Genomic DNA, 23,140 nt, shown 5'->3' on the forward strand with positions numbered 1-23,140 from the left:
CGACGGTGAGGTCGGCCCAACGCGCACATGACTATCCGCGGCTGGCCGTCTGGCTGCTGCTGTTATTACGGTGTTGATGCGCATAAGTGCGACGCCATGCACCTGGCGCCTGGCCAAACTGGCGTTTAAAGCTACGATTAAACGACTGCTGTGAATCAAATCCGAGGGCGATCGCCACGTTAAGGATCGGTTCGTTGCTGGTGGTCAGGCGATCGGCTGATTTCTTCAGCTTTTTCTCGCGGATGTACTCACCCAGCGGATGGCCGGTGTGTTCTTTGAACATACGTTGCAGATGCCATTTTGAGTAGCCAGCCCGTTCAGATACGGTGTCGAGATCAAGGCGGCCTTCAATGTTGTTATCAATCCAGTTAATCAGATCGTGAATAAATACGTCGGTTCTCATTCTCTGTCTCCCGTCGCGGCAGCGAACAGTATTAGTATCAGTTGCAATTACATTTAAAATGGCCCACCTCGGCGTTTAATGCAAGTTTTATTATTACATTTTCGTCCCTGCTCGGCGTGTGGCTATTGCTGTGTCATACCGAACAGCGCCCGCCTGGCCTGTCTTTACAGGATAAATGTATCTGTCACTCTTGCAGATACATTTACCACTTCTTACAATTCAGTGGCGTTGCCGCAGCGCCTATCCGCTTTTCCTTTAGCGCTAAGTAAATGCAATGTCTTGTAAATTGCGTGCCCTGCCGCCGATTTGCCGCCAGACTTATAGCCGATCATATTGCGACCGGCCCGCCTGGCCGGTGCACATCAAGGAGAAAAACCGTCATGCTTACGCTTTCCCGCAGCGCACTGCTTTGGGGTGCCCTGCTCGGCTCTACCGCCGCCGTTGCCGCCACGCCGGTTTATGGCCCGGAGTTACAGGGCTTCACCTATCCCTATCCGCTGCAGCAGTTCAGCTTTCAGTCGCAACAGCAAACGCTGCACATGGGTTTTATGGACGTGCAGCCACAGGGCAAGGCAAACGGCCATACGGTGGTGCTGATGCACGGCAAAAATTTCTGTGGTGCCACCTGGCAGGCCACCATTGCCGCACTGAGCAGCAACGGCTATCGCGTCATCGCGCCGGATCAGATCGGTTTTTGCAGCTCCAGCAAACCGGCGAGCTATCAGTACAGCTTTCAGCAGCTGGCGGACAATACCCATGCCCTGCTGAAAAGCCTGCATGTTGATAAGGCGATCGTGATCGGCCACTCCACCGGCGGCATGCTGGCCACACGTTACAGCCTGAGTTATCCGCAGGAGGTTGAAAAAATGGTGCTGGTGAACCCGATCGGGCTGGAAGACTGGAAAGCCAAAGGCGTGCCGTGGCGCAGTGTCGATCAGTGGTATCAACGTGAACTGAAAACCAGCGCGGCGGGCATCAAGCAGTATGAACAGAAAACCTACTACAGCGGCCGCTGGGATAAATCGTACGATAAATGGGTCGATATGCTGGCGGGCCTGAACAATGGACCGGGTAAAACGCGGGTGGCATGGAACTCGGCGCTGATTTACGACATGATTTTTACCCAGCCGGTTTACTATGAGTTCAAAGACCTTAAGGTGCCAACCACGCTGATGATCGGTACCGACGATACCACCGCCATCGGCAGCGATATTGCGCCAGCGGCGGTTAAGTCACAACTGGGTAACTATAAGCAGCTGGGCAAAACGGTTGCCGGTCTGATTCCCGGCGCTCAGCTGATTGAGTTTCCTGGCCTGGGGCACGCACCGCAGATGGAAAAACCAGACATGTTCCATCAGCGCCTGCTTGGCGTGCTGCAAAAGTAATAAAAAAGGGCCGCTTTTGCGGCCCTGTTTGCCCGTGTTGAGGGCTATTTTTTCTCGCTGCTCTGCTCGCAGATATCCGGTACGCGTAAGCAGCCGCTGGTATCACCTTTTTCCAGCTCAAGCAGCGCATCGGCGATTGTGCGTTTTTGCAGCACCTCCAGCGACGCCTGCTCCGCCTCTTCGGCGATCGCCTTGAAGTACCAGCAGGTATTGGCGCTCACCACGCAGCGCGCCTGAACATCCGGTCGCGACGCCCACAGCTTTTTGTCTTCAATCACCGAGCTGTAGATATCACGCAGGGTAATCTCATTAGCCGGACGACCCAGGTGAATCGAACCGGTGCGGCCGAGCGTGGACACAATAATGCCGTCTCGGGTTAAAGGCACCATCAGCTTGCGGATCAAGCTGGGGTTGGCTTCAAGGCCGTAAGCGAGAATAGCGCTGGTAGAGCGTTTACCCATTTGCTCCGCCATCGCTACGCTTAAGACCATCTGCAAAGCTGTCGGGAAGCGGTAATCAAGCATTTGATATTCCTGAGTAGCGGTGAATCTTATTCTTTTTCGCACCGGGGCTGTGAATGTTCATAGGCGATAAATATAACAAACACTGTTGCTTTTTAGAAGCTGGTCAGATGTGCGGGGCACGTAATAACCATTTTGCCGACGCCGCCATGCTGGCTGAACGCCTGTTTTTCAGGCTCTCAGCGAATACAGCGTGACGTTGTCACCACGTCGGCATTTATTGCGGCGAACGGCGTGTTACCAACACGTATCTCAACCCGAGCACTAACAGCACGTTGATCAAGGCCAGCAGGCATAACAGCCAGAGCGTGGTGCTGGCCCCTGCCCGATCGAAAACATAACCGCCAATCACCGGCGTCAGCGCCTGGCCGATCAGTGCCGGGCGGGCCATCCTTCCTACCACCAGCGCATACTCCTCCGGCGGCACCATCGCCAGCGGCAACGTACCGCGCACAATCGCCCGCAGGCCATTGCCGGCACCGTAAAGCAGCATGCTGAGCAGCGCCATGCCGGGCCAGATCGCCAACACAATGATGCCAATGGCGACCAGCGCTACCGAGAAAAAGGCGGTCCAGATCGGGTGCCCGCGCCGAAAGGCGATGTCGACCAGACGGGATCCAACCTGGCAAGGCCCAAGAATGGCGCTGATGCCCAGCGCGGCGGCCAGCGAATACCCGCTCGCCTGCAACAGCGTGATCAGCTGCAGCGACATCGCGGTCATGATCACCGATGCGAGGGTAAAAATGGCGCATAACAGCCAGAACAGCTGCGGAGCCAGCGAACTGCTGCGCGTTATGGTCGCCGGGCGAGCTGCCCGTTCTGCCGCCGACGTGGCAGGCAACGCGTAGAGATAGATGGGAATCACGCTAATCAACAACAGCAGCGCACAGAGATAGCAGGCGTCACGCCAGCCAAAAAGGTGAATCAAACCCGCCGTGCCCGGCCACACCAGCGAGGTGCAAAAGCCGGAGATCAGCGTAATGCCGGTAATCATGCTGCGCGCCTGGCCGCCGTAGAGCGTGCCTAAAACGGAAAACAGCGCGTCGTAGAGCCCCATCGCCATGCCAATGCCAATCACGCACCATGCCAGGAAAAACAGCGCATAGTGATGAGCGAAACCCATCATCACCAGCCCCGCCGCCATCACTATGCCGCTGCCCGCCAGTAGTCGTCGTCCGTGGCCTGCGGCGATCAGCCGGCCAGTTAACGGCGCCAGCAGGCCCGAAATCAAAATGCTGATGGAGAGCGCACCGTAAACCCACTGCTGCGACCAGTGCGTTTCAGCGATAATCGGCCTGGCCATCACCGCCAGTAGATAAAACGATCCGCCCCATGACAGGATTTGTACCACGCCAAGCAGGAAAATTGGCATAAGGCCGGGCTTAACAGAGTGAACAGGCACTATCGCGACTCTGGCTATAAAAGTAGAGCAGCAGAGTAATGCAACCCCGGCAGAGGGTAAACCCTGATTGACAGCAACGATATAATCTGATGGAAAACCAATTATAAGTTCAAATTATTTGAAAGAATTCAATTTATTTGTTTAGCGGAGGTAATGTGTATTCTGCAAAGGCGCTGAATGTGCTTTAATCAGCCCGTTCTGGTCAGATCACTGGCTAATGCGCTTGACGTCAATAATAATCATTTTCACCTGAAAGCTCATTACAGCAGATCCGATTGGCAGATTAATCTGATATTCATGATTAATGGCCTTTTTGCAATTTATCCTAAAGAAGTATTTTTTCAAGAAGTTATGATACAGACATAACGCAAATCAGGATAAATAAAGCTATATTATCGCTGCGCTTATAAATGAATATTTGAGGTATAAAGAGGTACGAGGCGCCTATTCTAATATTTTCAGCGCCACTAATTTTTAATAAAAAATTCTCGGCTATAGTTATTTGGCTTGATTGTCTTGATTTGACTTAACACAGCAAAAGAGGTGACCTTTCATGGGTAAATATTATTACGTCAACAAAAATTCTGGATATAACGACAACCACGTCGTCCACGCATCAGGCTGTTCGTGGCTGCCAAAAATTAGCCAGCGCCAGTTTTTAGGCACCTTCTATTCCGTGAACGCCGCCCTGCAACAGGCACGGAAATTTTATCAGGGCGCCATGGCCTGCGATGAATGCTGCCCGATCATGGTAAAAAAAAGCCTGCCAACTCAGAATAAATCGGCCCTGAACATGATGGCGAAATTCTGATAACGCTGTCGCTCACGCCATTACGCGTAATACCCAGGCGCAAGAAGCGCAGCTAAAAATGCGCCGGACCCCTCTCCGGCGCATCAGCTTTACGCCACAGACCGCAAAATCTCACCTTTTTTTCGGTCCGCTGTTTTACTTTTCTGCCTGATAGACCACAATAAGCTCATTCAAAATTGTGACGGACATCACTTTCCGTCCGGTGGGTTTTCGCGTCGGCGAAAGGTCTATCTTCTCTTATAAGTTATTGAACGCCATGCAAACATCTACTGTTTCTCGTAAAAAGGCCTGGGTGCGCGTTGTGCTGCTCGCCGTGGCTGCCTTTGTCTTTAATACCACCGAATTTGCACCGGTTGGTTTGCTCTCGGATATCGCCGACAGTTTTGCCATGAAAACCGCTGACGTTGGCATCATGCTGACCATTTATGCCTGGGTTGTGGCGCTGATGTCACTGCCGCTGATGCTGGCAACGCGCAACGTTGAGCGACGACTGCTGCTGGCGCTGCTGTTTATCCTGTTTGTGGCCAGCCATCTGTTATCGACCTTTGCATGGAGCTTTGCTTCGCTGGTGGTCTCTCGCATTGGGATTGCGCTGTCGCATGCGGTGTTCTGGTCGATTACCGCCTCGCTGGCTATTCGCGTGGCGCCTGCGGGCAAAAAAACCCAGGCGCTGAGCATGCTGGCCACCGGCACCGCGCTGGCGATGGTGCTTGGCGTCCCGATTGGTCGTATTGTCGGCCAGGCGCTGGGCTGGCGCACCACCTTTGGCATGATTGGGCTGTCCGCGCTGGTGTTAATGCTGATGCTGCTTAAGCTGCTGCCGAAGTTGCCAAGCGAGCACACCGGCTCCCTGAGCAGCGTGCCGATGCTGTTTCGCCGACCGGCGCTGGTTAGCCTGTATGTCCTGGTGACGCTGGTGGTTACTGCGCATTACACCGCCTACAGCTATATCGAACCCTTTATGGAAAGCGTGGCGGATCAGGGCGCGAATTTCACCACCCTGCTGCTGCTGGTGTTTGGCTCCGCCGGGATTCTGGGCAGCATCATTTTCAGCACGCTGGGCAATAAGTTCCCGTCTGCACTGCTGATCAGCGCCATTGCGCTGGTGGTGCTGTGCATGGGCTTGCTGTTTTTTGCCGCCACGCACCCGGGTGCGATCATGACGTTGTGCGTGATTTGGGGCATGGCGATGATGATGATTGGCCTGGCGATGCAGGTGCGGGTACTGTCACTGGCGCCGGATGCAACCGATGTGGCGATGTCGCTGTTTTCCGGCATCTATAACATCGGCATTGGCGCCGGTGCGTTGATCGGTAATCAGGTCAGTATTCATCTGGCGATGGCAGATGTGGGAAATATTGGCGCGATGCTGGGACTGGTGGGCTTGCTGTGGTGTGTGTGGATTTTCCGGCGCTATCCGCAACTGCGAACCAACGGATAAATGAAGCAGGCTGGCAGGCGCCAGCCTTTGCTTTCAATCTTAATTATAAACGGTTGCCGTGCCATACAGACTGCTGCTGCCAGAGGTCGAAATCATGCGGTAGGATTTGGCTCCTGCCGCGTTGGCCTTTCCCGATAGCTGGCTCTCCAGCGACATCAAAGACGTACTGCCGGTGGCATTGACCGCGATAACCTGCGGCCGCTGCGCCTCGTTGAGTGTACCCTGCTGCGCTGCGAAGCCGGTTAGCGGTGATATGCCAAATGCAACCAGTGCCACTACCAGAATGCTTTTCATGATCGCCTCTCGCGTTTCATTCAACTCGTCGATTACTGATAAATGACTGCGGTGCCGTGCAGGTTGTTCTGGCCGCTGGTAGAAGTAATACGGAACGATTTTGCGCCCGCTTCTTCCGCTTTGGCATTCAGTTGTGCTTCCAGCGAGCCCAGGTTGGCGCCGCCCTGTGCGGAAATGGTACCGATAGCCTGCTGCTGAGCCGGTTCCTGGGTCACCACATCAGCGGCAAAAGCACCAAATGAAGCGGCAGACAAAGCGATAGTAGCAAGGATCATTTTTACGTTTTTCATGGTCGTCTCTCTTTAATTTTTCAGGGTTATCAGGTTGCCGTCGTTATTAACTTAACGATCGATAACTAAATGATAGGCCTCTCCCCCCTCTGTCGTCAATATTATTTTTTAATGACCGTTAATTTAATAAAACCCTTATACGACAAGGCCTGTAGGGCCGATCTCATCACCAAACCCCGGCAGCTTAACCCCCACAGAGCACAAAGCGTCAAAGCCAGCTGACGCGGCAGCGGTTGCTCTTGATTAATTTATTAATGAACGGTAATTTAATTGGACACTCCATCCAGCCAAATGAGGATCTATGAGCGTTACGCAGGAAACAAAAGTAAAAAAAGGGCGCGGTCGCCCCAAACTTTTTGACCGCGAACAGGCTCTGGATCGCGCACTGGAACTGTTTTGGGCGCACGGGTATGAAGCCACTTCGCTGGCCGATTTGGTCGCCGCGACCGGGGCAAAAGCCCCGACGCTCTACGCCGAGTTTGAAAATAAAGAGGGATTGTTCCGTGCGGTGATGGAGCGCTATGTGGAGATGTTCTCAGCCCAGCGTAATGCCACCCTGCAATGCAAAGAGAGCGGCGTTGCCACCGGTATCGAAAACTATTTTCGCTCCACCGCGGCCTGCTTTACCGATCGTGATAAGCCTGCGGGCTGCTTCTTTATCTGTACATCGACGGCGCTGTCGGCCGATTCAGAAGAGATTGCTGACATGCTGCGTAAAAAGCACCGCAGTCAGGAAGCGACGCTGAACGCCTTTTTACAGGAGCGTAAAGCGTTGGGCGAACTGGCCGAAGCCACGGACACCGCGGCGCTGTCGCGCTATTTGACCTGCGTGTTGCAGGGGATGTCGGTGCGCGCACGGGAAGGTGCCGATCGGGCTGAACTCGACGGCATTGTCGATACCCTGATGCAGCTGTGGCCGATGTTGTCCGGCGTGTGCCGTCAAAAAACGGGCCGCTAAGCGGCCCGTGGGTTTATTCCAGCCAGAACACCGGCTTTAACTCATGACTGACCGGGCTGTTATCGGCATTGCACACCATCAACTCTCGCATCGATGCCCACCAGCGCTGGCACACGTCGGTTTCGGCAACCGCCTGCCAGCGCGCCTCTGACTCAATCTCTACGCTGGCAAACAGCAGGCTGCGCTCGACGTCGAGATAGATAGCGTACTGGTGCGCGCCATGCGCCTTCAGCGTCTCCGCCAGCTCAGGCCAGATCGGCGAATGACGCCGCTGATATTCAGCATGGCAGTGCGGAAACACCTCCATGACAAAGGCTTTACGCACCATGTGCCGGCCCTACGTCCAGCGCCGCCTGCCAGGGCTTGACGTTAAAGCGTTCGCCCAGCGCAATCAGCTCGTCGGTAGTAATGCCCTGACGCATGCCGCCCATCGACAGCACTTTGACCACCACTTCCGAGGCTTTTTCAGCGGTATCAATCAGGCCAAACGCCTCATCCAGCGTTGGTCCGGTACCAAAAATGCCGTGGAATGGCCACATCACCAGCGTATGCGATCGCATCTGCTCGGCGGTTTTAGCGCCGATACCATCGGTGCCCGGCACCATCCACGGCAGAATGCCAACGCCATCGGGGAAGACCACCAGACACTCGGTGCTGCCTTCCCATAACAGGCGGGTAAAGCGGGCAGCATCCAGCTCAACCACATAGCTCAGCGCCATAAAGTTGGTGGCATGGCAATGCATGATGACGCGATCCTGGCCATTGGTAACCGCTTTGCGCACGCAGTGTGACTGAAAATGCGAGGCGAGCTCCGAGGTCGGCACGCCGCCGTTGCTCAGCCCCCAGTGCACTTTGCAGGAGAGCCCTTTGTCGTCAACCTGCAGCAGCGCCAGACTGTCAGCGGGATCCAGCTGCACGTTGCGGAAAAATTTGCCAGAGCCGGTGACCAGAAACCAGTCGTTGGCCAGCGCAGGCGCAGGCTGACTCAGTTCAATACAGCGCGGTTCCGCGTAAAAATCCGCGGCCCACGGCTGCACTTCTTCTGCCGTCAGGCGCAGGCTGACGTTGCCGCCATTGCGTTCGTCCCAGCCTTTGAGCCACATATCACTGGTAGCTTTGACCATGCCCTGCACAAAAGGCGAAGTTAGTATGCTTTGCATCGATAATCCTTAACGTTGAGACAGAATCTGTTGTTCGTAATCACGGACCTTGGTTAACCAACTGGCATCCGCTGGCACGTCGTGGCGCAGGCACCAGGCTTCCCACACCGCCTGCCACGGCAGCGATTTTTGCTCTTCCAGCAGCGCTAAACGGCTGGTGAAGTCGCCCTGCACTTCCAGCTGACGCAGCTGGGCGGTCGGCTCCAGCAGCGCGCGCAGCAGCGCTTTTTTGGCGTTGCGCGTGCCGATAACCCAGGCAGCAATGCGGTTGATCGAGGCGTCAAAGAAGTCGAGTCCGATGTGCACTTTGTCAAACAGCTGCTGACGCACAATCTCGCTGGCAATCGCCTGCGTTTCATCATCCAGAATCACCACGTGATCGCTGTCCCAGCGCACCGGACGGCTGACGTGCAACAGCAGGCGCGGCACATAGAGCATGGCGGTGGAAATTTTGTCAGAGATGGTTTCCGTGGGATGGAAATGCCCGGCATCCAGCGTCAGCGCGGTCTGGCGACTGGTGGCGTAACCGAAATAGAACTCGTTGGAGCCGACGGTGTAACTTTCGGCGCCGATGCCAAACAGTTTGCTCTCCACCGCATCAATGTGGTGCTGCGGGTTAAGCTTCTCGCTGATGATCTCATCCAGTGCCGCCAGCAGGCGCTGACGCGGCGCCATCCGGTCTACCGTCAGATCTTTCATGCCGTCCGGCACCCAGATATTCATCACCGATGGCGTACCGAGCTGCTCGCCAAAGTAAGCAGAAATTTTGCGGCTCGCCTTGCAGTGATCGATCCAAAACTGACGAATGGCATCGTCGGCGTGCGCCAGCGTAAAGCCGTCGGCGCTCAGCGGATGCGAGAAGCAGGTTGGGTTGAAATCGAGGCCAATTTGATGCTGTTTCGCCCAGCTGACCCAGCGGCTGAAATGCTCGGGTTTGATGGCATCACGATCTACTGGCTCATCGCTGTCCAGATAGATGGCATGCAGGTTCAGCCGCTTGGCTCCTGGAATCAGCGACATCGCCATATCGAGATCGGCGCGCAGCTCTTCCGCGCTACGGGCCCTGCCCGGATAGTTGCCGGTGGCCTGAATGCCGCCGGTCAGCGTGCCTTGAGGATTTTCAAAACCACGCACGTCATCGCCCTGCCAGCAGTGCATGGAAACAGGAAGGGTATCAAGCTGCTGCATCGCTGCTTCGACATCGACGCCAATGGCGGCAAAGCGCTGCTTCGCCAGATCAAAAGCCTGCTCAATAAGCCGTGTCATAAACAAAGTTCCTTAGTGGTTTGGCTGAGCGACTGAAAACGCTGCCAGTACGTTGAAGCGTGCTCCTCGGGATGAGGCTGCACGGTGTGCACGGGAAAGTTAGCGGCGATGCAGTGACGCAGCGCCTGAAGATCGGCGAGTTCGCCAAGGGCAATCAGCTGACAGCCGACGTTGCCCAGCGTTGAGGCCTCTACCGGCCCCGCCTGCACCGCCAGATTGCAGTGGTTGGCACAGAGCTGATTGAGAAAATGGTTCTGGCTACCGCCGCCCACGATGTGCAGCTGGCTAAAGGGTTTGCCGCGCAGTTGCGTTAGCTGATCCAGCACCTGCCGATAGAGCATGGCGAGGCTGTCAAAAATACAGCGCGCCAGCGCGGCGGTGCTTTGTGGCACCGGCATTCCCTGTTCGGCGCAGGCATCCTGAATCGCCTGCACCATGCTGACGGGATTGATAAAACGTTCATCATTGGGATTGATCAGGCTGCGACAGGCGGGCTCAGCTTCAGCGGCGCTCACCAGACCAGTAATATCCGTGACCTGCAGTTCGTCGCAGATACGCTGCAACAGCCACATGCCCATGATATTTTTCAGCACGCGGTAGCGCCCTTCAATACCGCCTTCGTTGGTCACGTTGGCCGCCAGCGCCGCGGCGCCGGTATGCGCGTACGGGCTTTCAAATCCCATCAGCGACCAGGTGCCGGAACTGATCCATGCCGTATCGCTGTGCTCCAGCGGGACGGCCATCACCGCGCTGGCGGTATCGTGGCTGGCTACGGCGATCATCGGCACCGCTTTGCCGCTGGCACTCTGCCAGTAACCCACGGTGTTACCCGGCTGGGTCGGCTTTCCGAACCAGCTTTTATTCGCGCCCGCCCACGCCAGCAGCGTCTCGTCCCACTCACCGCTCTGAATATTCATCAGTTGGGTGGTGGTGGCGTTGGTGTATTCCCAATTCATCTCCCCGGTAAAGCGGTAGTGCAGATAATCGGGAATCATCAACGCATGGGCGACCCGGACGCACTGCGCCGGTTCGCGCTGGCTGAAGGCGCGCAGCTGCCAAAGGGTGTTAAACGGCAGAAACTGAATGCCGGTACGCTGCCACAGCGCCTCACGTCCCCACTGCTGCTCCGCCTGCGCCATCACGCCGTGGGTGCGGCCATCACGATACGAGACCGTTTCACCCACCCGCTCGCCGTGCTGATCGAGCAGCACCACATCCACTCCCCAGGTATCGATACCGATGCTGTCGATATCGATACCCTGCGCATCCAGCCTCGCCAGCCCGGCGCGAATCTCCTGCTCAAGCGCGTCGAGATCCCAGCAGTCATATTCGCCGCGCATCACCCGCCGGTTGGCAAAGCGATGAATCTCCTGCAGCGCGATCTGCCCGGTGTCGCGCTGATAACGCGCTAGCATGACCCGTCCACTGGAGGCGCCGAGATCGACAGCTACAACATTGCGTATTGTCATGGCTTTAGTTTCCTGATGTTCCAATGCCATCAGTCTACGTTTCAGCCGTGCGGCCACCTTGCCCGCAGTGCCAGAGCCTGTAACGCGTTGGCAAGGTTACAAAGAAGCATGCGTAGCAGCTCACAAAATAAGGTTTCAGCCCTCTGTGATGCTGCCCGCATTTCTGACACTTTTAAGCGCTTTCTTGAAGTTTTTGCCTGAATACGCGCTTAGCTTGTTCAAAATTCAAGGTAAGTTCTCTGGTCGCGTAATAGGCTGCAGAATTGTTAAAGGAGGATCAATGATGACCATATTGCACAGCGCAGACTTTTTCGCCGACGGTGATTTTCCCATCACCATCGAGCCACGGGCACCGCAGGATGCGTTTCCCGAGCATCATCACGACTTCCACGAGATCGTGCTGGTGGAGCAAGGCGCGGGCATTCACGTGTTTAATGGTCAGCCGCAGAGCCTGTGCGGCGGCTGCGTCTGTTTTGTGCGCGATCACGATCGCCATCTCTATGAGCAGACCGAAAATCTCTATCTGACCAACGTGCTCTACCGCAGCCCCGACGCGTTTCGTTTTCTCAACGGATTGCAGGATCTGCTGCCGCAGGAGCAGGATGGCCGTTACCCTTCGCACTGGCGCATTGGCAACCGCGTGATGAGCCAGGCGTGCCAGCTGGTGGCGCAAATGACGCCGCTGACGCTGAGCTATTCGCTGGAGAAGCAGGCGCAGCAGGAGCTGTTGTTTTTGCAGCTGCTACTGCTGCTGCGCCAGGGCCGCCATGATGAGCAGAGCAGCGATCAGGAAGCGCGGCTGCATCGCCTGCTCGACTGGCTGAACGATCACTACAGCGAAGAGATTGACTGGGAGGCGTTAGCGGATCGTTTCTCGCTGTCGCTGCGCACCTTGCATCGCCAGATGAAACAGCAAACCGGCATTACGCCACAGCGTTACCTCAACCGGTTGCGGCTGCTGCAGGCGCGTCATCTGTTGCGTCACAGCGAGGCGCGCATCACTGATATCGCCTTCCAGTGCGGTTTTGGCGACAGTAACCACTTTTCCACCCTGTTCAAACGCGAGTTTGGCTGCGCGCCCCGCGCTGAGCGGCAACATATGCTGTAACCGGAGCGCCCGATGCCGTTGATCCTGTCACGCGATGACTACTTTCCTTCGCCCGCCATGCCGGTTGCGGTGGCTGAACGCATGCCGCAGCCCTCATTTCCGCCGCATCAGCACGCCTTTGAGGAGATTGTGATTGTCTGGCGTGGTAATGGCCTGCACGTGCTGAACGATCGGCCATGGCTGATCACCTGCGGCGATATTTTTTATCTGCGTGAAGGCGACTGCCACAGCTACGATTCGGTTAATGATCTGGTGCTGGATAATATTCTGTTCTGCCCGGATCGCTTTACGCTGGGCTTTGATTGGAATGAGCTGCTGCCACCGCGTGACCTGGATCAATCAGCATCATGGCGGCTGACCACCCGCGGCATGGCATTAGCGCGCGGCGTGCTGGTTCAGCTGGAGCGCGAGAGCCGCAAAACCGATCGGCTTTCGGTGCAGCTGGCTGAAGCGCTGTTTCTGCAGCTGGCGTTGATTCTGCGTCGTCACCGCTATGTTGCGGATGGCAGCCGGGCCTTGCCGGAAGGTGAACAGCTGGATCTGCTGGTAGCGGCGATTCAGGGACACGGCAGTCGACCTTTTGACCTGACGCTGTTCTGCCAGCAGAACCGCCTCAGTGAGCGCGGTCTGAAGCAGCTGTTTCGCCAGCAAACCGGCATGAGCATTGGCCATTACATTCGTCAGCTGCAACTCTGCCAGGCGAAATATCTGTTGCGCACCAGCAGCTGTTTGATTGGCGAAGTGGCCGCGCGCTGCGGTTTTGATGACAGTAACTATTTCTCCGTGGTGTTTACCCGCGAAACCGGCCTGACACCCAGCGCCTGGCGGCAACGCTTTCATCCTGCCAGTAGCGCCATCATCAGCGAGGCGGGCGCGCCCTGACGCGCACCGCCGTTGCATTACGCTGCCAGACCCAGCCCAACGATATTGGCCGCAATAATAATCACTACACATCCCAGCGACAGCACGCCAACCGGACGACGGCCCGCCGATTTCCACTCTTTCAGCAACAGCCCAACCAGGCCACCGCAGAGCACGTACAGGCTCATGTGCAGCATCCAGCTGACAAAGTCATACTGCGGTGGAATTTTTGCATGGCCCCAGGCGTAAAAGAAAAACTGCAGATACCACATCAGGCCGCCCAGCGTGGCAAACAGCACGTTAGCGATCAGCAGCGGTTTTGCCACTGAGAAATCAGCCTTCACCGACAGCGATGATTTAGTGGCCAGACGGATAAAGCAGTAGCCGAGGTTGACGATCGCCCCACCGCCCATGATCACCACATAACTTGGCAACGCGACATACAGTGGGTCGATACCCAACTGTGCTGCAGCGTTATGCATCGGCTTCGCCGCATCCATGGCAAAGGACATGCCGGCTGAGAAAAAGCCGCACATCACCGCCAGCACCAGCCCTTTCTTCAGATTAAACTCTTCGGCGTTGATGCCCAGCGCCCGCTCTTTCAGCAGACCGGCGCGCGACACAATGGCCACGCCGATCACCGCCACAAATACGCCGAGCAGCGTCATCCGGCCGCCGGTGGAGGCAAACAGCTCCATAAAGCGCCCCTGCAGCAGCGGCGTCATCAGCGTGCCGACCACCAGCGTCACGCCGATTGCGATACCGATGCCCATCGACATGCCAAGATAGCGCATGGTCAAACCATAATTGATGTTGCCAATGCCCCACATGGCGCCGAACAGAAACACCGGCAGCAGCTGCGACAGGCTAAAGGAGGCGTAGTAAGCCCAAAAGTTTGGCAACAGCACCGCGCTCACCGCCCACGGCAGAATCAGCCAGGAGGTAATGCCGCCCACCGACCACATGGTTTCCCACGACCATCTTTTTACCTGTTTGAAAGGGGCATAAAAGCAGGCGGCACTAGCGGCCCCCACCAGATGCCAGCAGATTCCGGCGATAATGGCACTGTTCATTGTTATTCCTTCGTAAGGTTAAGGCCAACGGGATGCCGGGCCCCTGCCCGGATACGAAGGAGTGTACGGCGAGCCCGATCCTGGCCTCCTTTGAGTGGCTGCCTGCAACCGCAGCGCTCTGGCAATATTCAGGGGGTGCCACAGACCGCGATCACAAAACTGTTTTTCTCCTCTTTTTGGCCCGCATGCAGCCTAAACGCATTATTTTCAAGGATTTTTGTAATTTTGTTGCCTTCGGCTGCTCATTATTGCCATTGCTGCCATTAAGGCGTCAAAGCTGGCACTCAGAAAAAGGTGTTTCAGGCTGGAGTAAGCGAACTTCCCCGGTAGTTACTACTTCACCTCAGCCTTATAACATCCTGTTTTACGGAGAACGCTAACATGGCAACAATTCAGAAAAATATGTACATCAACGGTGAGTTCACCGAACACCGCAGCGGCAAATGGATTGACGTAATTAATCCCGCCACCGAACAGCTAATTGCTCAGGTACCGGAAGGCAGCAAAGAGGATGTGCAGCGCGCGATTGATGCCGCTGAACAGGCCCAGGAGGCATGGGAAGCGTTGCCTGCCGTTCAGCGTGGCGTCTGGCTGCATAAAATCGCCGACGGTATCCGTCAGCGTGAGGCAGAACTCACCGCCACCATTGTCGCCGAAGGCGGCAAAACGCAGGGGTTAGCGCAAACCGAAGTGCTGTTTACCGCCGATTATCTCGACTACATGGCCGAGTGGGCGCGGCGCTATGAGGGCGAAATCGTCAACAGCGATCGTCCCAACGAAAACATTTTTGTGTTTAAGAAAGCGATTGGCGTCACCACCGGTATTCTGCCGTGGAACTTCCCATTCTTCCTGATCGCCCGTAAAGCAGCGCCAGCGCTGATTACCGGCAATACCATCGTGATCAAACCGAGCGAGGTCACGCCGCTGAACGCGGTAATTTTTGCTGAAATCATCGACGCGATTGGCCTGCCCGCGGGCGTGTTGAATATCGTCTTTGGTTACGGCCCGGTGGTTGGCCAGGAGCTGGCAGCCAACCCGAAAGTGGGCATGGTTAGCCTCACCGGCAGCGTTAACGCAGGTATTGCCACGATGGAAGCGGCGGCGAAGAATGTCACCAAGGTGTCGCTGGAATTAGGCGGCAAGGCCCCGGCCATTGTGATGAACGATGCTGATATCGATCTGGCGGTAAAGGCCATTGTGGCATCGCGCATGATCAACAGTGGACAGGTCTGTAACTGCGTTGAGCGCCTCTATGTTCAGGAGGGCATCTACGATACGTTGATGGCGCGCCTGACCGAGGCGTTTCGCGCAGTAACTTTTGGCGATCCGGCGCAGCAACAGCAGCTGGATATGGGGCCGCTGATCAATGCCGCCGCCCTTGAGCGCGTTGAGCAAAAAGTTGCTGAGGCGGTAGCCGACGGGGCGCAGGTGGTGCTGGGCGGTCAGCGTGCAGGCAGCACCGGCTATTTCTTCCAGCCAACGCTGCTCAGCCACGTTCGTCAGGAGATGGCGATCATGCACGAGGAGATTTTTGGGCCGGTGCTGCCGGTGACCACCTTCAAAACGCTGGATCAGGCGATCGCCTGGGCCAACGACTGTGAATATGGTTTGACCTCATCGATCTATACCCGCGATCTGAATACCGCCATGACCGCGCTGCGCAAGCTGAAGTTCGGTGAAACCTACGTCAACCGCGAGAACTTTGAGGCGATGCAGGGGTTCCACGCTGGCTGGCGTAAGTCAGGCATTGGCGGCGCCGATGGCCGTCACGGGCTGGAAGAGTATCTGCAAACCCACGTTGCCTATCTGCAGTTCAGCTAACCTTTCCCAACCCGCCAGCATCACGCTGGCGGGTTACGGCTTATGCCATGCGTTGGCGGCTGCGGAACAGCGCGACGCCACTCAATACCGCGACCATCATCAAATAGTAGCCCGGTGCCAGGCTGGTACCGGTTGCGCTGATCAACAGGGTACAAATCAGCGGCGCGAAGCCACCAAACACGGTGACCGCAACGTTATAACTGATCGCCATGCCGCTGGCGCGCGTATGAATCGGAAACAGATCGGCCATGACCGAAGGTACGGTAGAGAAATAGACCGATTTGAGCAGTGCCAGCCAGCCCACCATCAGCATCAGGGTCAGCGGCGTGGTGTGATTTACCACCATCGCAAAGGCGGGATAGATGGTCAGAATCAACAGCCCGAGCGCGCCCCACATCAGCGGCGCACGACCAATTTTCTCAGCCCACAGCCCCATCAACGGCGTCACCACGGTTAAGATAATCCCCGCCAGCAGGGTGGCAGAAAAGGCCGCGGAGCTGGAGAGGTGCAAATTTTTGGTGGCGTAGGTTGGCACATAGTTCAGCATGTAGTTAATGGCGGTAGAGACCACCATCAGCCCGATGGCCAGCAGCATCAGCTCTTTTTGCTGCCCGATCAGCGTTTTCAGCGGCGCGGCGCTTTTCTCCGCCTTTTTAAAGCTGGCGGGCTCCTGCACATGCCGACGAATATAGAGGCCCACCGGCCCAATCAGCAGGCCGAAGGCAAAGGGAATGCGCCAGCCCCACTGCTGAATATCCGCCTCACTTAACAGCTGCGTCAGACCCAGTCCAAACGCCGAGGCCATCAGCGTGCTGGCGCCCTGGGTGGCAAACTGCCAGCTGGCAATAAAGGCTTTGCGTTCCGGAAAGTGCTCCACCAGAAAGGCAGTGGAGCTGCCAAATTCGCCCCCGGCTGAAAAGCCCTGAATCAGGCGCGCCAGCAGAATCAGCAACGGTGCTGCCAGCCCAATCGTGGCATAGCCAGGCATAAAGGTGATCATTGCGCCGCCCAGCATCATCAAACTGAGCGAAAGCAGCAGCGCATTTTTGCGCCCGGCGCGATCGGCGTAAGCGCCGAGCACGATGGCACCCAGCGGCCGAATCAAAAACGACACGCCAAAGCTGCCAAAGGTCAGCAGCATCGAAACCGAAGCATCGGCGGTGGGAAAAAAGGCGTGAGCGATATAGCTGGCAAAAAAGCCGTAAACCGCAATATCAAACCACTCCAGCGCGTTGCCAATGCAGGTGGCAAACAGCGTTTTGTGCAGATTGGGCTTCATCTGCGTTTCACTGGCAACCAGGCTGCTCATTTTGCCTCCGGCGTGCGATGGGCACGATGACGGGCGACAATCGCATTGCCCTGCTCGCCCAGCTGCCACAGCAGCCGGGTCATGATCAGCAGGCCTTCGCGGGCGATCGATTTCAGCATGTGTTCATTGACGCCGTGCTGGCCGCAGGCGGGATAGGAGTGCGGGATCCACAGCGTCGGCAGACCGAGGATATCAGCGAACACATCATTGGGCAGCGAGCCGCCGAGGTTGGGCAACAGCGCCGGTTTTTTGCCGCTGCTCTCTGCCATGATCGCCAGCGTCCAGTCCACCAACGGGTCAGTGGGATCGAGGCGCGTGGCCGGTGAACCGCGCAGAAAAGTCACCTCAACCTGCGGAAAACCGTGCGCCACCAGATGCGCCTGCAAATGACTGACCAGATTTTGCCAGTCGGTGCCGACCACAAACCGCAGCTGGCACACCGCCGTTGCCGTGGGCGGAATGGCGTTCATTGGTCGTTGCGGGTTGCCGGCGACCATGGACAGCACCTCCAGCGTGTTGGCCGCATAGAGTCGCTCGCTCTGGCTGAGCCCCGCTTCTCCCCAGGTTATATCGGTTTGCGGATCGCCAGGATTTCCGGCCACAATAATGTCACTCAGGATATCGCGCACCGCCGCGCTCACCGACGGCGCCTTGAGCGCCGTTACCTGCAGTTGTCCCTGCTGATTAACCAGCGAAGCGATAGCGTTAGCCAGTTGAGTGGCAGGATTACTCAGCAGGCCACCCCAGTTGCCCGAATGACAGGCGTTATCCCGCGCGTTGATGCTCAGCTGGAAATTGACGCAGCCGCGCGAGCCTAAAAACAGCGTGGGTCGTTCGGCATTCACGCGCGGGCCGTCAGAGGCGATGAACAGATCGGCCTGCAGCAGCTCGCCATGCTGCTGACACAGCGCTGCCAGGCCTGGTGAGCTGATCTCTTCGCCCATCTCGAACAGCAAGGTGCAGTTAAAACCCAGATGGCCGCCGCGCGCATGAAAAATCTGCTGCAGCGCGGCGATGTTTACGCTGTGCTGCCCTTTGTTATCGGCGCTGCCCCGGCCATACCAGCGATCGCCCTCTTCGCTAAGCTGCCATGGCGTCAGGCCGCTGCGCCAGTTCTCATCGTCGCCAAACACCACGTCGCCGTGGCCGTAACAGAGCATCGTCGGCAATGCATCATTCTCACGGCGTCGCGCCACCAGAAACGGGCAGTGCGCTGCCTCAGCATTCTCCAGCCAGTGCAGCGTAAAGCCCATTTCCACCAGCGACGGCGCAATCTCCTGATGCAGATAGGCGCGCAGTTGCGCCTGACGATCGCTGCGCTGGCTTTCGGTTGCCATCGCCACCCGACGCGCCAGCACTTCACGAAATTCACCCCGGTCAAACCAGGCGGCAGCCTGTTCACTTACCTGTTCTGCTGTCATTGGCTCTCTTCCTGCACGCTGTGAATGGTTTCACTCCATCTAAGCCAATTAATCGCTTTGCCACAATTATCAAATAAACAAACAAGCGTTGCTTTAAAAGCAAAGGTATAGTGCCCTGTTTCAAGGCATGCACCATCGGGGGGCAACATCATGCTCAGTACGGAGATTCGTTATTTTCTTGCCGTCGCCAGCACCGGCTCGCTCAGCGCCGCCAGCCAGCAACTTTATGTGGCGGTTTCGGCCATCAGCCGCCAGATTCAGCGGCTTGAGCAGCAGGTTGGCGCGCCGCTGTTTGAACGTCATCCGCGCGGCATGATTCTGAATGAGGCGGGTGAGATTTTTGCCCATCACGTCCGCAGGAACATGCTGGAGATGGAGCTGGCAGTGGCGGAAATCAAAGGGTTAAATGCGGTACGCCGCGCCCTGATTCGCATCGCCTGCACCGATGGCATGGCGTTTGATCTGCTGCCGACGCTGATGGCGCGCTTTCGTCTGCAAAATCCCGCGGTCACCTTCAGCCTGCAGATTGCCAGCAGCAGCACGGTGGCAGGGCTGATTCGCGAAGGTGAATGCGACGTGGCGTTTCAGTTCAGCCTGCAACCGGAGCGTGCCGTTGACGTGGTGGCCAGCTGGCCCGCCCCGGTGTTGCTGGCGATGCAGCAACAGCATCCGCTGGCCGGTGCGGCAATCGGCCTTGCCGACCTCAGCCATTATCCGGTGGCCCTGCCGCAGCAAGGATCGACGGTGCGCCAGCTGTTTGACCTGACCTGCCATATGAACGGTATTTTTATCGAGCCGGTGCTGACCTGCGACAGTTTTGCCACGCTGTGGCACTTCCTGCTCAACACGCCCGGCGCACTGACGCTGTGCAGCCAGTTCACCGTGCTTTACCAGACCGACAGGCTGGCGCTGAAATCGATTGGTATTAACCAGCTCAGCCAGCGAACCTTGCAGGTGCAGACGCCGACAGGCCGCCGCCGCAGCGCAGCGCTGGCGCTGTGGATTGATTTTGTCTGCGAAGAGATCACCCGACAAAATCAGCGTGTCCAGCCGATGTGGCAGGATGCATGATGACGTGGCGTAAACGATAAACGGCCCGCCGGAAGCGACGGGCCGTGAGGAGACTTAACGTGACGTTGTCACGTATAAATCACTCACAAAACAGCGTGATGCTTATTTTGCGATATCAACCTGATAGAAAATATGCTTCCCAAACGGATCCACTTCGTAGCCGGTAACCTCTTTGCGTACCGGTTCGAATATTGTTGAATGGGCAATCATCACCGCGGGCGCCTGGTCATGCATGATCTGCTGCGCTTCGGTGTAGAGCTGGATACGTTTGTTGTGATCCTGCTCGGCGCGCGCGGTGGTAATCAGTTTTTCAAATGGCTGATAGCACCATTTTGATGAGTTCGATCCGCCGTTGGCTGAGGTGCAGCTGTAGAGCGGGCCAAAGAAGTTATCGGGATCGCCGGTTGCGGTGGTCCAGCCCATCAGCGCGGCCTGATGTTCACCACTCTTCACGCGCTTCAGGTATTCGCCCCATTCATAGGTCACGATATTGGCTTTGATGCCCACTTTGGCCCAGTCTGACTGAATCATCTCCGCCATGCGGCGTGCATTGGGATTGTAAGGACGCTGCACCGGCATCGCCCACAGCGCAATGGTGGTGCCAGGTTTGATGCCCGCTTCGGCTAACAGCGCCTTGGCCTTTTCCGGATCGTAGTCGTAATCTTTCAGTGCCTGATCGGCGCTCCAGACGCCCGGCGGCAGGATATTTTTAGCCACCGTCCCGGTGCCCTTGAACACGGCCTCAATGATCGCCGGTTTGTTGATCGCCATGGTCAACGCCTGGCGCACTTTGACATTATCCAGCGGCGCTTTCTGCGTGTTAAACGACAGGAATCCGGTGTTCAGCCCCGCCTTCTGTACCAGCTTAATATCCGGGTTCTCTTTCATGCGCGGCAGATCGGCAGGATTGGGGAACGGCATGCCCTGGCATTCGTTTTTCTCCAGCTTGGCGTAGCGCACCGACGCATCGGGCGTGATGGAGAAGATCAGCCGATCGAGCTTCGCTTTGCCCTGCCAGTACTGCGGAAAGGCGCGATAGAGAATGCGTGAATCTTTCTGGTACTGCACCAGTTCAAACGGCCCAGTGCCGATCGGATCGCTGTCGACCTTCTCCGGCGTGCCCGCCTTCAGCATCGCATCGGCATATTCAGCGGAGTGGATGGAAGCAAAATACCAGGCGAGATCGGCGAGAAACGGCGCTTCGGCATGCGCCAGCGTGAAGCGCACGCTGTGATCGTCAACTTTCTCGATTTTCTTGATCAGCGAACCAAATTCCAGACTTTCAAAGTTGGAGTAGTTGCCGCTGGAGACGTTGTGGTAGGGATTTTTGGGGTCCATCTGACGCATAAACGAGAAGATCACGTCGTCGGCGTTGAAATCGCGGCTCGGCTTAAACAGCTTGTTGCTGTGGAATTTCACGCCCTGACGCAGATGAAAGGTATACACCGTGCCGTCTGCGCTGATGTCCCAGCGTTCCGCCAGGCTGGGCTGCAGTTCGGTGGTACCGGTTTTAAAATCGACCAGCCGGTTGAACACCGGTACGGCGCTGGCGTCAACGCTGGTGCCGGAGGTATAGAGCTGCGGGTTGAAGTTCTCCGGTGAACCTTCAGAACACCAGACCAGCGTTTTCGCTGATGCACTTCCCGCCAGCGCCAGCACCAACGCCGCCAGGGCAAAACGACCTCTTTTTTTCATGCCGATCCTCGCTTTTTATTTGACTTCCGCTCGTTACGGTTGGTAAATGAAATTCACATCTTTTTAATAAATAACATGAAATCGCCGCGTCGCAGAACATTTCTGGCGTGCTATCTATAAGGAAAAATGATGTCTGATAATCTTGCCGCTACCCTTACGCAACGTTTTTTTCGCTATCTGGCCGTCAGCAGCCAGAGCGATGCCAGTGCAACCGAGCTGCCCAGCACGCCACAGCAGCATCAGATGGCCCAGCTGCTCGCTGATGAACTCAACGCCATGGGCCTGCACAATGTGGTTATCGATCGTCACGCCACCGTGACCGCCCTCAAGCCGGGGACGAAACCGAACGCACCGCGCATCGGTTTTATTGCGCATATCGATACCGTTGATGTTGGCCTGTCGCCCGATATTTTTCCGCAGAAGATCGTCTTTCACGGCGATGACGTTTGCCTTAATCCGCAGCAGGACATCTGGTTGCGCACCGCGCAGCACCCGGAAATCCTCGCCTATGAAGGTCAGGAGATCATTTTCAGCGACGGCACCAGCGTACTGGGCGCCGATAACAAAGCGGCGGTCACCGTGGTGATGACCCTGATGGAGCGGCTACAGGGCGATCACGGCGACATCGTGGTGGCGTTTGTTCCCGATGAAGAGATCGGCCTGCGCGGCGCCAAAGCGCTGGATTTGGAGACGCGCTTTAACGTCGATTTCGCCTACACCATCGACTGCTGCGAACTGGGCGAAGTGGTTTATGAAAACTTCAATGCCGCTGCCGCGCAGATTGTCTTTACCGGCGTCACCGCCCACCCGATGTCGGGCAAAGGCGTACTGGTTAACCCGTTGCTGATGGCCCATGACTTTATCAGTCAGTTTGACCGCTATCAGACACCGGAACATACCGAAGGCCGTGAAGGCTATACCTGGTTCAACGACTTGCAGGCCAACGCCAGCGAAGCGCGGTTAAAAGCCTCGGTGCGTGATTTCGATCTGGCACAGTTTGCCGAGCGCAAAAAACAGATTGAGCGCGTTGCCAGTGACATTGCCGCTGCGTATCCCACCGGTAAGGTCGAGGTCAGCATCAGCGACACCTACAGCAATATCAGTAATGCGCTCGGCGACGATCGCCGCGCCATCGACCTGCTGTTTACCGCGCTGGATGAGCTGGCGATCGCGCCAAAAGTGATTCCCATGCGGGGCGGCACCGACGGCGCAGCGCTGTCGGCAAAGGGCCTGTTAACGCCGAACTTCTTCACCGGCGCGCATAATTTTCACTCAAAATTTGAGTTCCTGCCGGTGCCTTCGTTTGTGAAATCTTATGAAGTGGCGGAGAAACTCTGCCTGCTGGCGGCGCGTGACTGAATAAAGGGGCGGCTTTCGCCCC

The 23,140-nt window shown here is 56.7% G+C and carries 22 protein-coding genes; 9 read left to right on the forward strand and 13 right to left on the reverse strand.

Translation table 11 applies throughout. The annotated features are described in order from the left end of the window. Window positions 1-31: 31 nt before the first annotated feature. Window positions 32-403 (reverse strand): helix-turn-helix domain-containing protein, encoded by a 372-nt coding sequence (locus EM595_RS09145; RefSeq protein ID WP_067430701.1) that lies wholly within the window; start codon window positions 401-403, stop codon window positions 32-34. A 380-nt stretch (window positions 404-783) separates the two neighbouring features. Here EM595_RS09145 and EM595_RS09150 point away from each other — a divergent pair, with 380 nt between their 5' ends. Further along, the gene (locus tag EM595_RS09150) at window positions 784-1,788 is read left to right on the forward strand and encodes an alpha/beta fold hydrolase (RefSeq protein WP_067430703.1); all 1,005 of its coding nucleotides are present in this window, start codon (window positions 784-786) and stop codon (window positions 1,786-1,788) included. Between the two features lie 44 nt (window positions 1,789-1,832). Here EM595_RS09150 and EM595_RS09155 read toward each other — a convergent pair whose 3' ends face one another. Both EM595_RS09155 and EM595_RS09160 read right to left on the reverse strand, forming a co-directional pair. Further along, complete coding sequence (locus EM595_RS09155; protein ID WP_067430705.1) at window positions 1,833-2,312, reverse strand: RrF2 family transcriptional regulator; 480 nt, start codon at window positions 2,310-2,312, stop codon at window positions 1,833-1,835. A gap of 214 nt (window positions 2,313-2,526) precedes the next feature. Continuing rightward, window positions 2,527-3,681, reverse strand: a complete 1,155-nt coding sequence (locus EM595_RS09160; RefSeq protein WP_067430708.1) for an MFS transporter — start codon at window positions 3,679-3,681, stop codon at window positions 2,527-2,529. 583 nt (window positions 3,682-4,264) lie between these two features. Here EM595_RS09160 and EM595_RS09170 point away from each other — a divergent pair. Both EM595_RS09170 and EM595_RS09175 read left to right on the forward strand, forming a co-directional pair. Further along, complete coding sequence (locus EM595_RS09170) at window positions 4,265-4,522, forward strand: hypothetical protein (protein ID WP_067430714.1); 258 nt, start codon at window positions 4,265-4,267, stop codon at window positions 4,520-4,522. A gap of 256 nt (window positions 4,523-4,778) precedes the next feature. Next, window positions 4,779-5,963: a sugar transporter gene (locus tag EM595_RS09175; RefSeq protein ID WP_067430717.1), complete on the forward strand. Its 1,185-nt coding sequence runs from the start codon at window positions 4,779-4,781 to the stop codon at window positions 5,961-5,963. A gap of 39 nt (window positions 5,964-6,002) precedes the next feature. Here EM595_RS09175 and EM595_RS09180 read toward each other — a convergent pair whose 3' ends face one another. Both EM595_RS09180 and bhsA read right to left on the reverse strand, forming a co-directional pair. Continuing rightward, entirely contained in the window at window positions 6,003-6,257 is a 255-nt protein-coding gene (locus tag EM595_RS09180; RefSeq protein ID WP_067430720.1) for a YdgH/BhsA/McbA family protein, read from the reverse strand. A gap of 32 nt (window positions 6,258-6,289) precedes the next feature. Next, complete coding sequence (gene bhsA / locus EM595_RS09185; RefSeq protein ID WP_067430723.1) at window positions 6,290-6,547, reverse strand: multiple stress resistance protein BhsA; 258 nt, start codon at window positions 6,545-6,547, stop codon at window positions 6,290-6,292. 301 nt (window positions 6,548-6,848) lie between these two features. Between bhsA and EM595_RS09190 the strand changes: the two genes are divergently transcribed. Next, window positions 6,849-7,505: a TetR/AcrR family transcriptional regulator gene (locus tag EM595_RS09190; protein WP_067430725.1), complete on the forward strand. Its 657-nt coding sequence runs from the start codon at window positions 6,849-6,851 to the stop codon at window positions 7,503-7,505. Between the two features lie 13 nt (window positions 7,506-7,518). Here the strand turns inward: EM595_RS09190 and rhaM are convergent, their stop codons facing one another. The 4 genes from rhaM to rhaB are packed head-to-tail and all read right to left on the reverse strand — an operon-like array spanning window position 7,519 to window position 11,400. After that, entirely contained in the window at window positions 7,519-7,833 is a 315-nt protein-coding gene (rhaM, locus tag EM595_RS09195) for an L-rhamnose mutarotase (protein ID WP_067430727.1), read from the reverse strand. Further along, the gene (gene rhaD, locus EM595_RS09200; protein ID WP_067430730.1) at window positions 7,823-8,665 is read right to left on the reverse strand and encodes a rhamnulose-1-phosphate aldolase; all 843 of its coding nucleotides are present in this window, start codon (window positions 8,663-8,665) and stop codon (window positions 7,823-7,825) included. Before rhaD ends, rhaM begins: the two co-directional genes overlap by 11 nt. Window positions 8,666-8,674: 9 nt before the next feature. Then, a complete protein-coding gene (locus EM595_RS09205; protein ID WP_067430732.1) occupies window positions 8,675-9,931 on the reverse strand; it encodes an L-rhamnose isomerase in 1,257 nt (418 codons plus the stop codon). Beyond that, window positions 9,928-11,400, reverse strand: coding sequence for a rhamnulokinase (gene rhaB / locus EM595_RS09210; protein WP_067430735.1), 1,473 nt, complete (start codon window positions 11,398-11,400; stop codon window positions 9,928-9,930). The genes EM595_RS09205 and rhaB overlap by 4 nt, the downstream gene beginning before the upstream one ends. A 283-nt stretch (window positions 11,401-11,683) precedes the next feature. On the opposite strand from rhaB, the gene rhaS reads away from it, so the two are divergent. Next, window positions 11,684-12,508: an HTH-type transcriptional activator RhaS gene (gene rhaS, locus EM595_RS09215; RefSeq protein ID WP_067435326.1), complete on the forward strand. Its 825-nt coding sequence runs from the start codon at window positions 11,684-11,686 to the stop codon at window positions 12,506-12,508. Window positions 12,509-12,520: 12 nt separating this feature from the next. Beyond that, window positions 12,521-13,390, forward strand: a complete 870-nt coding sequence (gene rhaR, locus EM595_RS09220; RefSeq protein WP_067430737.1) for an HTH-type transcriptional activator RhaR — start codon at window positions 12,521-12,523, stop codon at window positions 13,388-13,390. 17 nt (window positions 13,391-13,407) lie between these two features. On the opposite strand, the gene rhaT is transcribed toward rhaR, so the two are convergent. Continuing rightward, window positions 13,408-14,442 (reverse strand): L-rhamnose/proton symporter RhaT, encoded by a 1,035-nt coding sequence (gene rhaT, locus EM595_RS09225; RefSeq protein WP_067430739.1) that lies wholly within the window; start codon window positions 14,440-14,442, stop codon window positions 13,408-13,410. A gap of 381 nt (window positions 14,443-14,823) precedes the next feature. On the opposite strand from rhaT, the gene aldA reads away from it, so the two are divergent. Then, the gene (gene aldA / locus EM595_RS09230; RefSeq protein ID WP_067430741.1) at window positions 14,824-16,263 is read left to right on the forward strand and encodes an aldehyde dehydrogenase; all 1,440 of its coding nucleotides are present in this window, start codon (window positions 14,824-14,826) and stop codon (window positions 16,261-16,263) included. Window positions 16,264-16,303: 40 nt separating this feature from the next. Here the strand turns inward: aldA and EM595_RS09235 are convergent, their stop codons facing one another. Together EM595_RS09235 and EM595_RS09240 are read right to left on the reverse strand one after the other, a co-directional pair. After that, window positions 16,304-17,572, reverse strand: coding sequence for an MFS transporter (locus EM595_RS09235; RefSeq protein ID WP_067430744.1), 1,269 nt, complete (start codon window positions 17,570-17,572; stop codon window positions 16,304-16,306). Beyond that, complete coding sequence (locus tag EM595_RS09240) at window positions 17,569-18,993, reverse strand: M20 family metallopeptidase (protein WP_067430748.1); 1,425 nt, start codon at window positions 18,991-18,993, stop codon at window positions 17,569-17,571. The genes EM595_RS09235 and EM595_RS09240 overlap by 4 nt, the downstream gene beginning before the upstream one ends. Window positions 18,994-19,143: 150 nt before the next feature. On the opposite strand from EM595_RS09240, the gene EM595_RS09245 reads away from it, so the two are divergent. Beyond that, window positions 19,144-20,064, forward strand: a complete 921-nt coding sequence (locus EM595_RS09245; RefSeq protein WP_067430750.1) for a LysR family transcriptional regulator — start codon at window positions 19,144-19,146, stop codon at window positions 20,062-20,064. 102 nt (window positions 20,065-20,166) lie between these two features. Here EM595_RS09245 and EM595_RS09250 read toward each other — a convergent pair whose 3' ends face one another. Continuing rightward, the gene (locus EM595_RS09250; RefSeq protein ID WP_067430758.1) at window positions 20,167-21,759 is read right to left on the reverse strand and encodes an ABC transporter substrate-binding protein; all 1,593 of its coding nucleotides are present in this window, start codon (window positions 21,757-21,759) and stop codon (window positions 20,167-20,169) included. 129 nt (window positions 21,760-21,888) lie between these two features. Here EM595_RS09250 and pepT point away from each other — a divergent pair, with 129 nt between their 5' ends. Further along, complete coding sequence (pepT, locus tag EM595_RS09255; RefSeq protein ID WP_067430760.1) at window positions 21,889-23,118, forward strand: peptidase T; 1,230 nt, start codon at window positions 21,889-21,891, stop codon at window positions 23,116-23,118. Window positions 23,119-23,140 lie beyond the last annotated feature (22 nt).

The sequence above is a fragment of the Duffyella gerundensis genome (assembly GCF_001517405.1).
Taxonomy (GTDB): Bacteria; Pseudomonadota; Gammaproteobacteria; order Enterobacterales; family Enterobacteriaceae; genus Duffyella; species Duffyella gerundensis.

What these genes read in the sequence shown, in the direction of transcription:
- pepT (WP_067430760.1), top strand. Translation starts at nt 21,889, where the DNA reads ATGTCTGATAATCTTGCCGCTACCCTTACGCAACGTTTTTTTCGCTAT.
- EM595_RS09205 (WP_067430732.1), bottom strand. Translation starts at nt 9,931, where the DNA reads ATGACACGGCTTATTGAGCAGGCTTTTGATCTGGCGAAGCAGCGCTTT.
- EM595_RS09235 (WP_067430744.1), bottom strand. Translation starts at nt 17,572, where the DNA reads ATGAGCAGCCTGGTTGCCAGTGAAACGCAGATGAAGCCCAATCTGCAC.
- EM595_RS09245 (WP_067430750.1), top strand. Translation starts at nt 19,144, where the DNA reads ATGCTCAGTACGGAGATTCGTTATTTTCTTGCCGTCGCCAGCACCGGC.
- rhaS (WP_067435326.1), top strand. Translation starts at nt 11,684, where the DNA reads ATGACCATATTGCACAGCGCAGACTTTTTCGCCGACGGTGATTTTCCC.
- EM595_RS09170 (WP_067430714.1), top strand. Translation starts at nt 4,265, where the DNA reads ATGGGTAAATATTATTACGTCAACAAAAATTCTGGATATAACGACAAC.
- rhaD (WP_067430730.1), bottom strand. Translation starts at nt 8,665, where the DNA reads ATGCAAAGCATACTAACTTCGCCTTTTGTGCAGGGCATGGTCAAAGCT.
- EM595_RS09250 (WP_067430758.1), bottom strand. Translation starts at nt 21,759, where the DNA reads ATGAAAAAAAGAGGTCGTTTTGCCCTGGCGGCGTTGGTGCTGGCGCTG.
- rhaB (WP_067430735.1), bottom strand. Translation starts at nt 11,400, where the DNA reads ATGACAATACGCAATGTTGTAGCTGTCGATCTCGGCGCCTCCAGTGGA.
- EM595_RS09160 (WP_067430708.1), bottom strand. Translation starts at nt 3,681, where the DNA reads ATGCCAATTTTCCTGCTTGGCGTGGTACAAATCCTGTCATGGGGCGGA.
- bhsA (WP_067430723.1), bottom strand. Translation starts at nt 6,547, where the DNA reads ATGAAAAACGTAAAAATGATCCTTGCTACTATCGCTTTGTCTGCCGCT.
- rhaR (WP_067430737.1), top strand. Translation starts at nt 12,521, where the DNA reads ATGCCGTTGATCCTGTCACGCGATGACTACTTTCCTTCGCCCGCCATG.
- EM595_RS09145 (WP_067430701.1), bottom strand. Translation starts at nt 403, where the DNA reads ATGAGAACCGACGTATTTATTCACGATCTGATTAACTGGATTGATAAC.
- rhaM (WP_067430727.1), bottom strand. Translation starts at nt 7,833, where the DNA reads ATGGTGCGTAAAGCCTTTGTCATGGAGGTGTTTCCGCACTGCCATGCT.
- EM595_RS09175 (WP_067430717.1), top strand. Translation starts at nt 4,779, where the DNA reads ATGCAAACATCTACTGTTTCTCGTAAAAAGGCCTGGGTGCGCGTTGTG.
- EM595_RS09190 (WP_067430725.1), top strand. Translation starts at nt 6,849, where the DNA reads ATGAGCGTTACGCAGGAAACAAAAGTAAAAAAAGGGCGCGGTCGCCCC.
- EM595_RS09150 (WP_067430703.1), top strand. Translation starts at nt 784, where the DNA reads ATGCTTACGCTTTCCCGCAGCGCACTGCTTTGGGGTGCCCTGCTCGGC.
- EM595_RS09240 (WP_067430748.1), bottom strand. Translation starts at nt 18,993, where the DNA reads ATGACAGCAGAACAGGTAAGTGAACAGGCTGCCGCCTGGTTTGACCGG.
- EM595_RS09155 (WP_067430705.1), bottom strand. Translation starts at nt 2,312, where the DNA reads ATGCTTGATTACCGCTTCCCGACAGCTTTGCAGATGGTCTTAAGCGTA.
- aldA (WP_067430741.1), top strand. Translation starts at nt 14,824, where the DNA reads ATGGCAACAATTCAGAAAAATATGTACATCAACGGTGAGTTCACCGAA.
- rhaT (WP_067430739.1), bottom strand. Translation starts at nt 14,442, where the DNA reads ATGAACAGTGCCATTATCGCCGGAATCTGCTGGCATCTGGTGGGGGCC.
- EM595_RS09180 (WP_067430720.1), bottom strand. Translation starts at nt 6,257, where the DNA reads ATGAAAAGCATTCTGGTAGTGGCACTGGTTGCATTTGGCATATCACCG.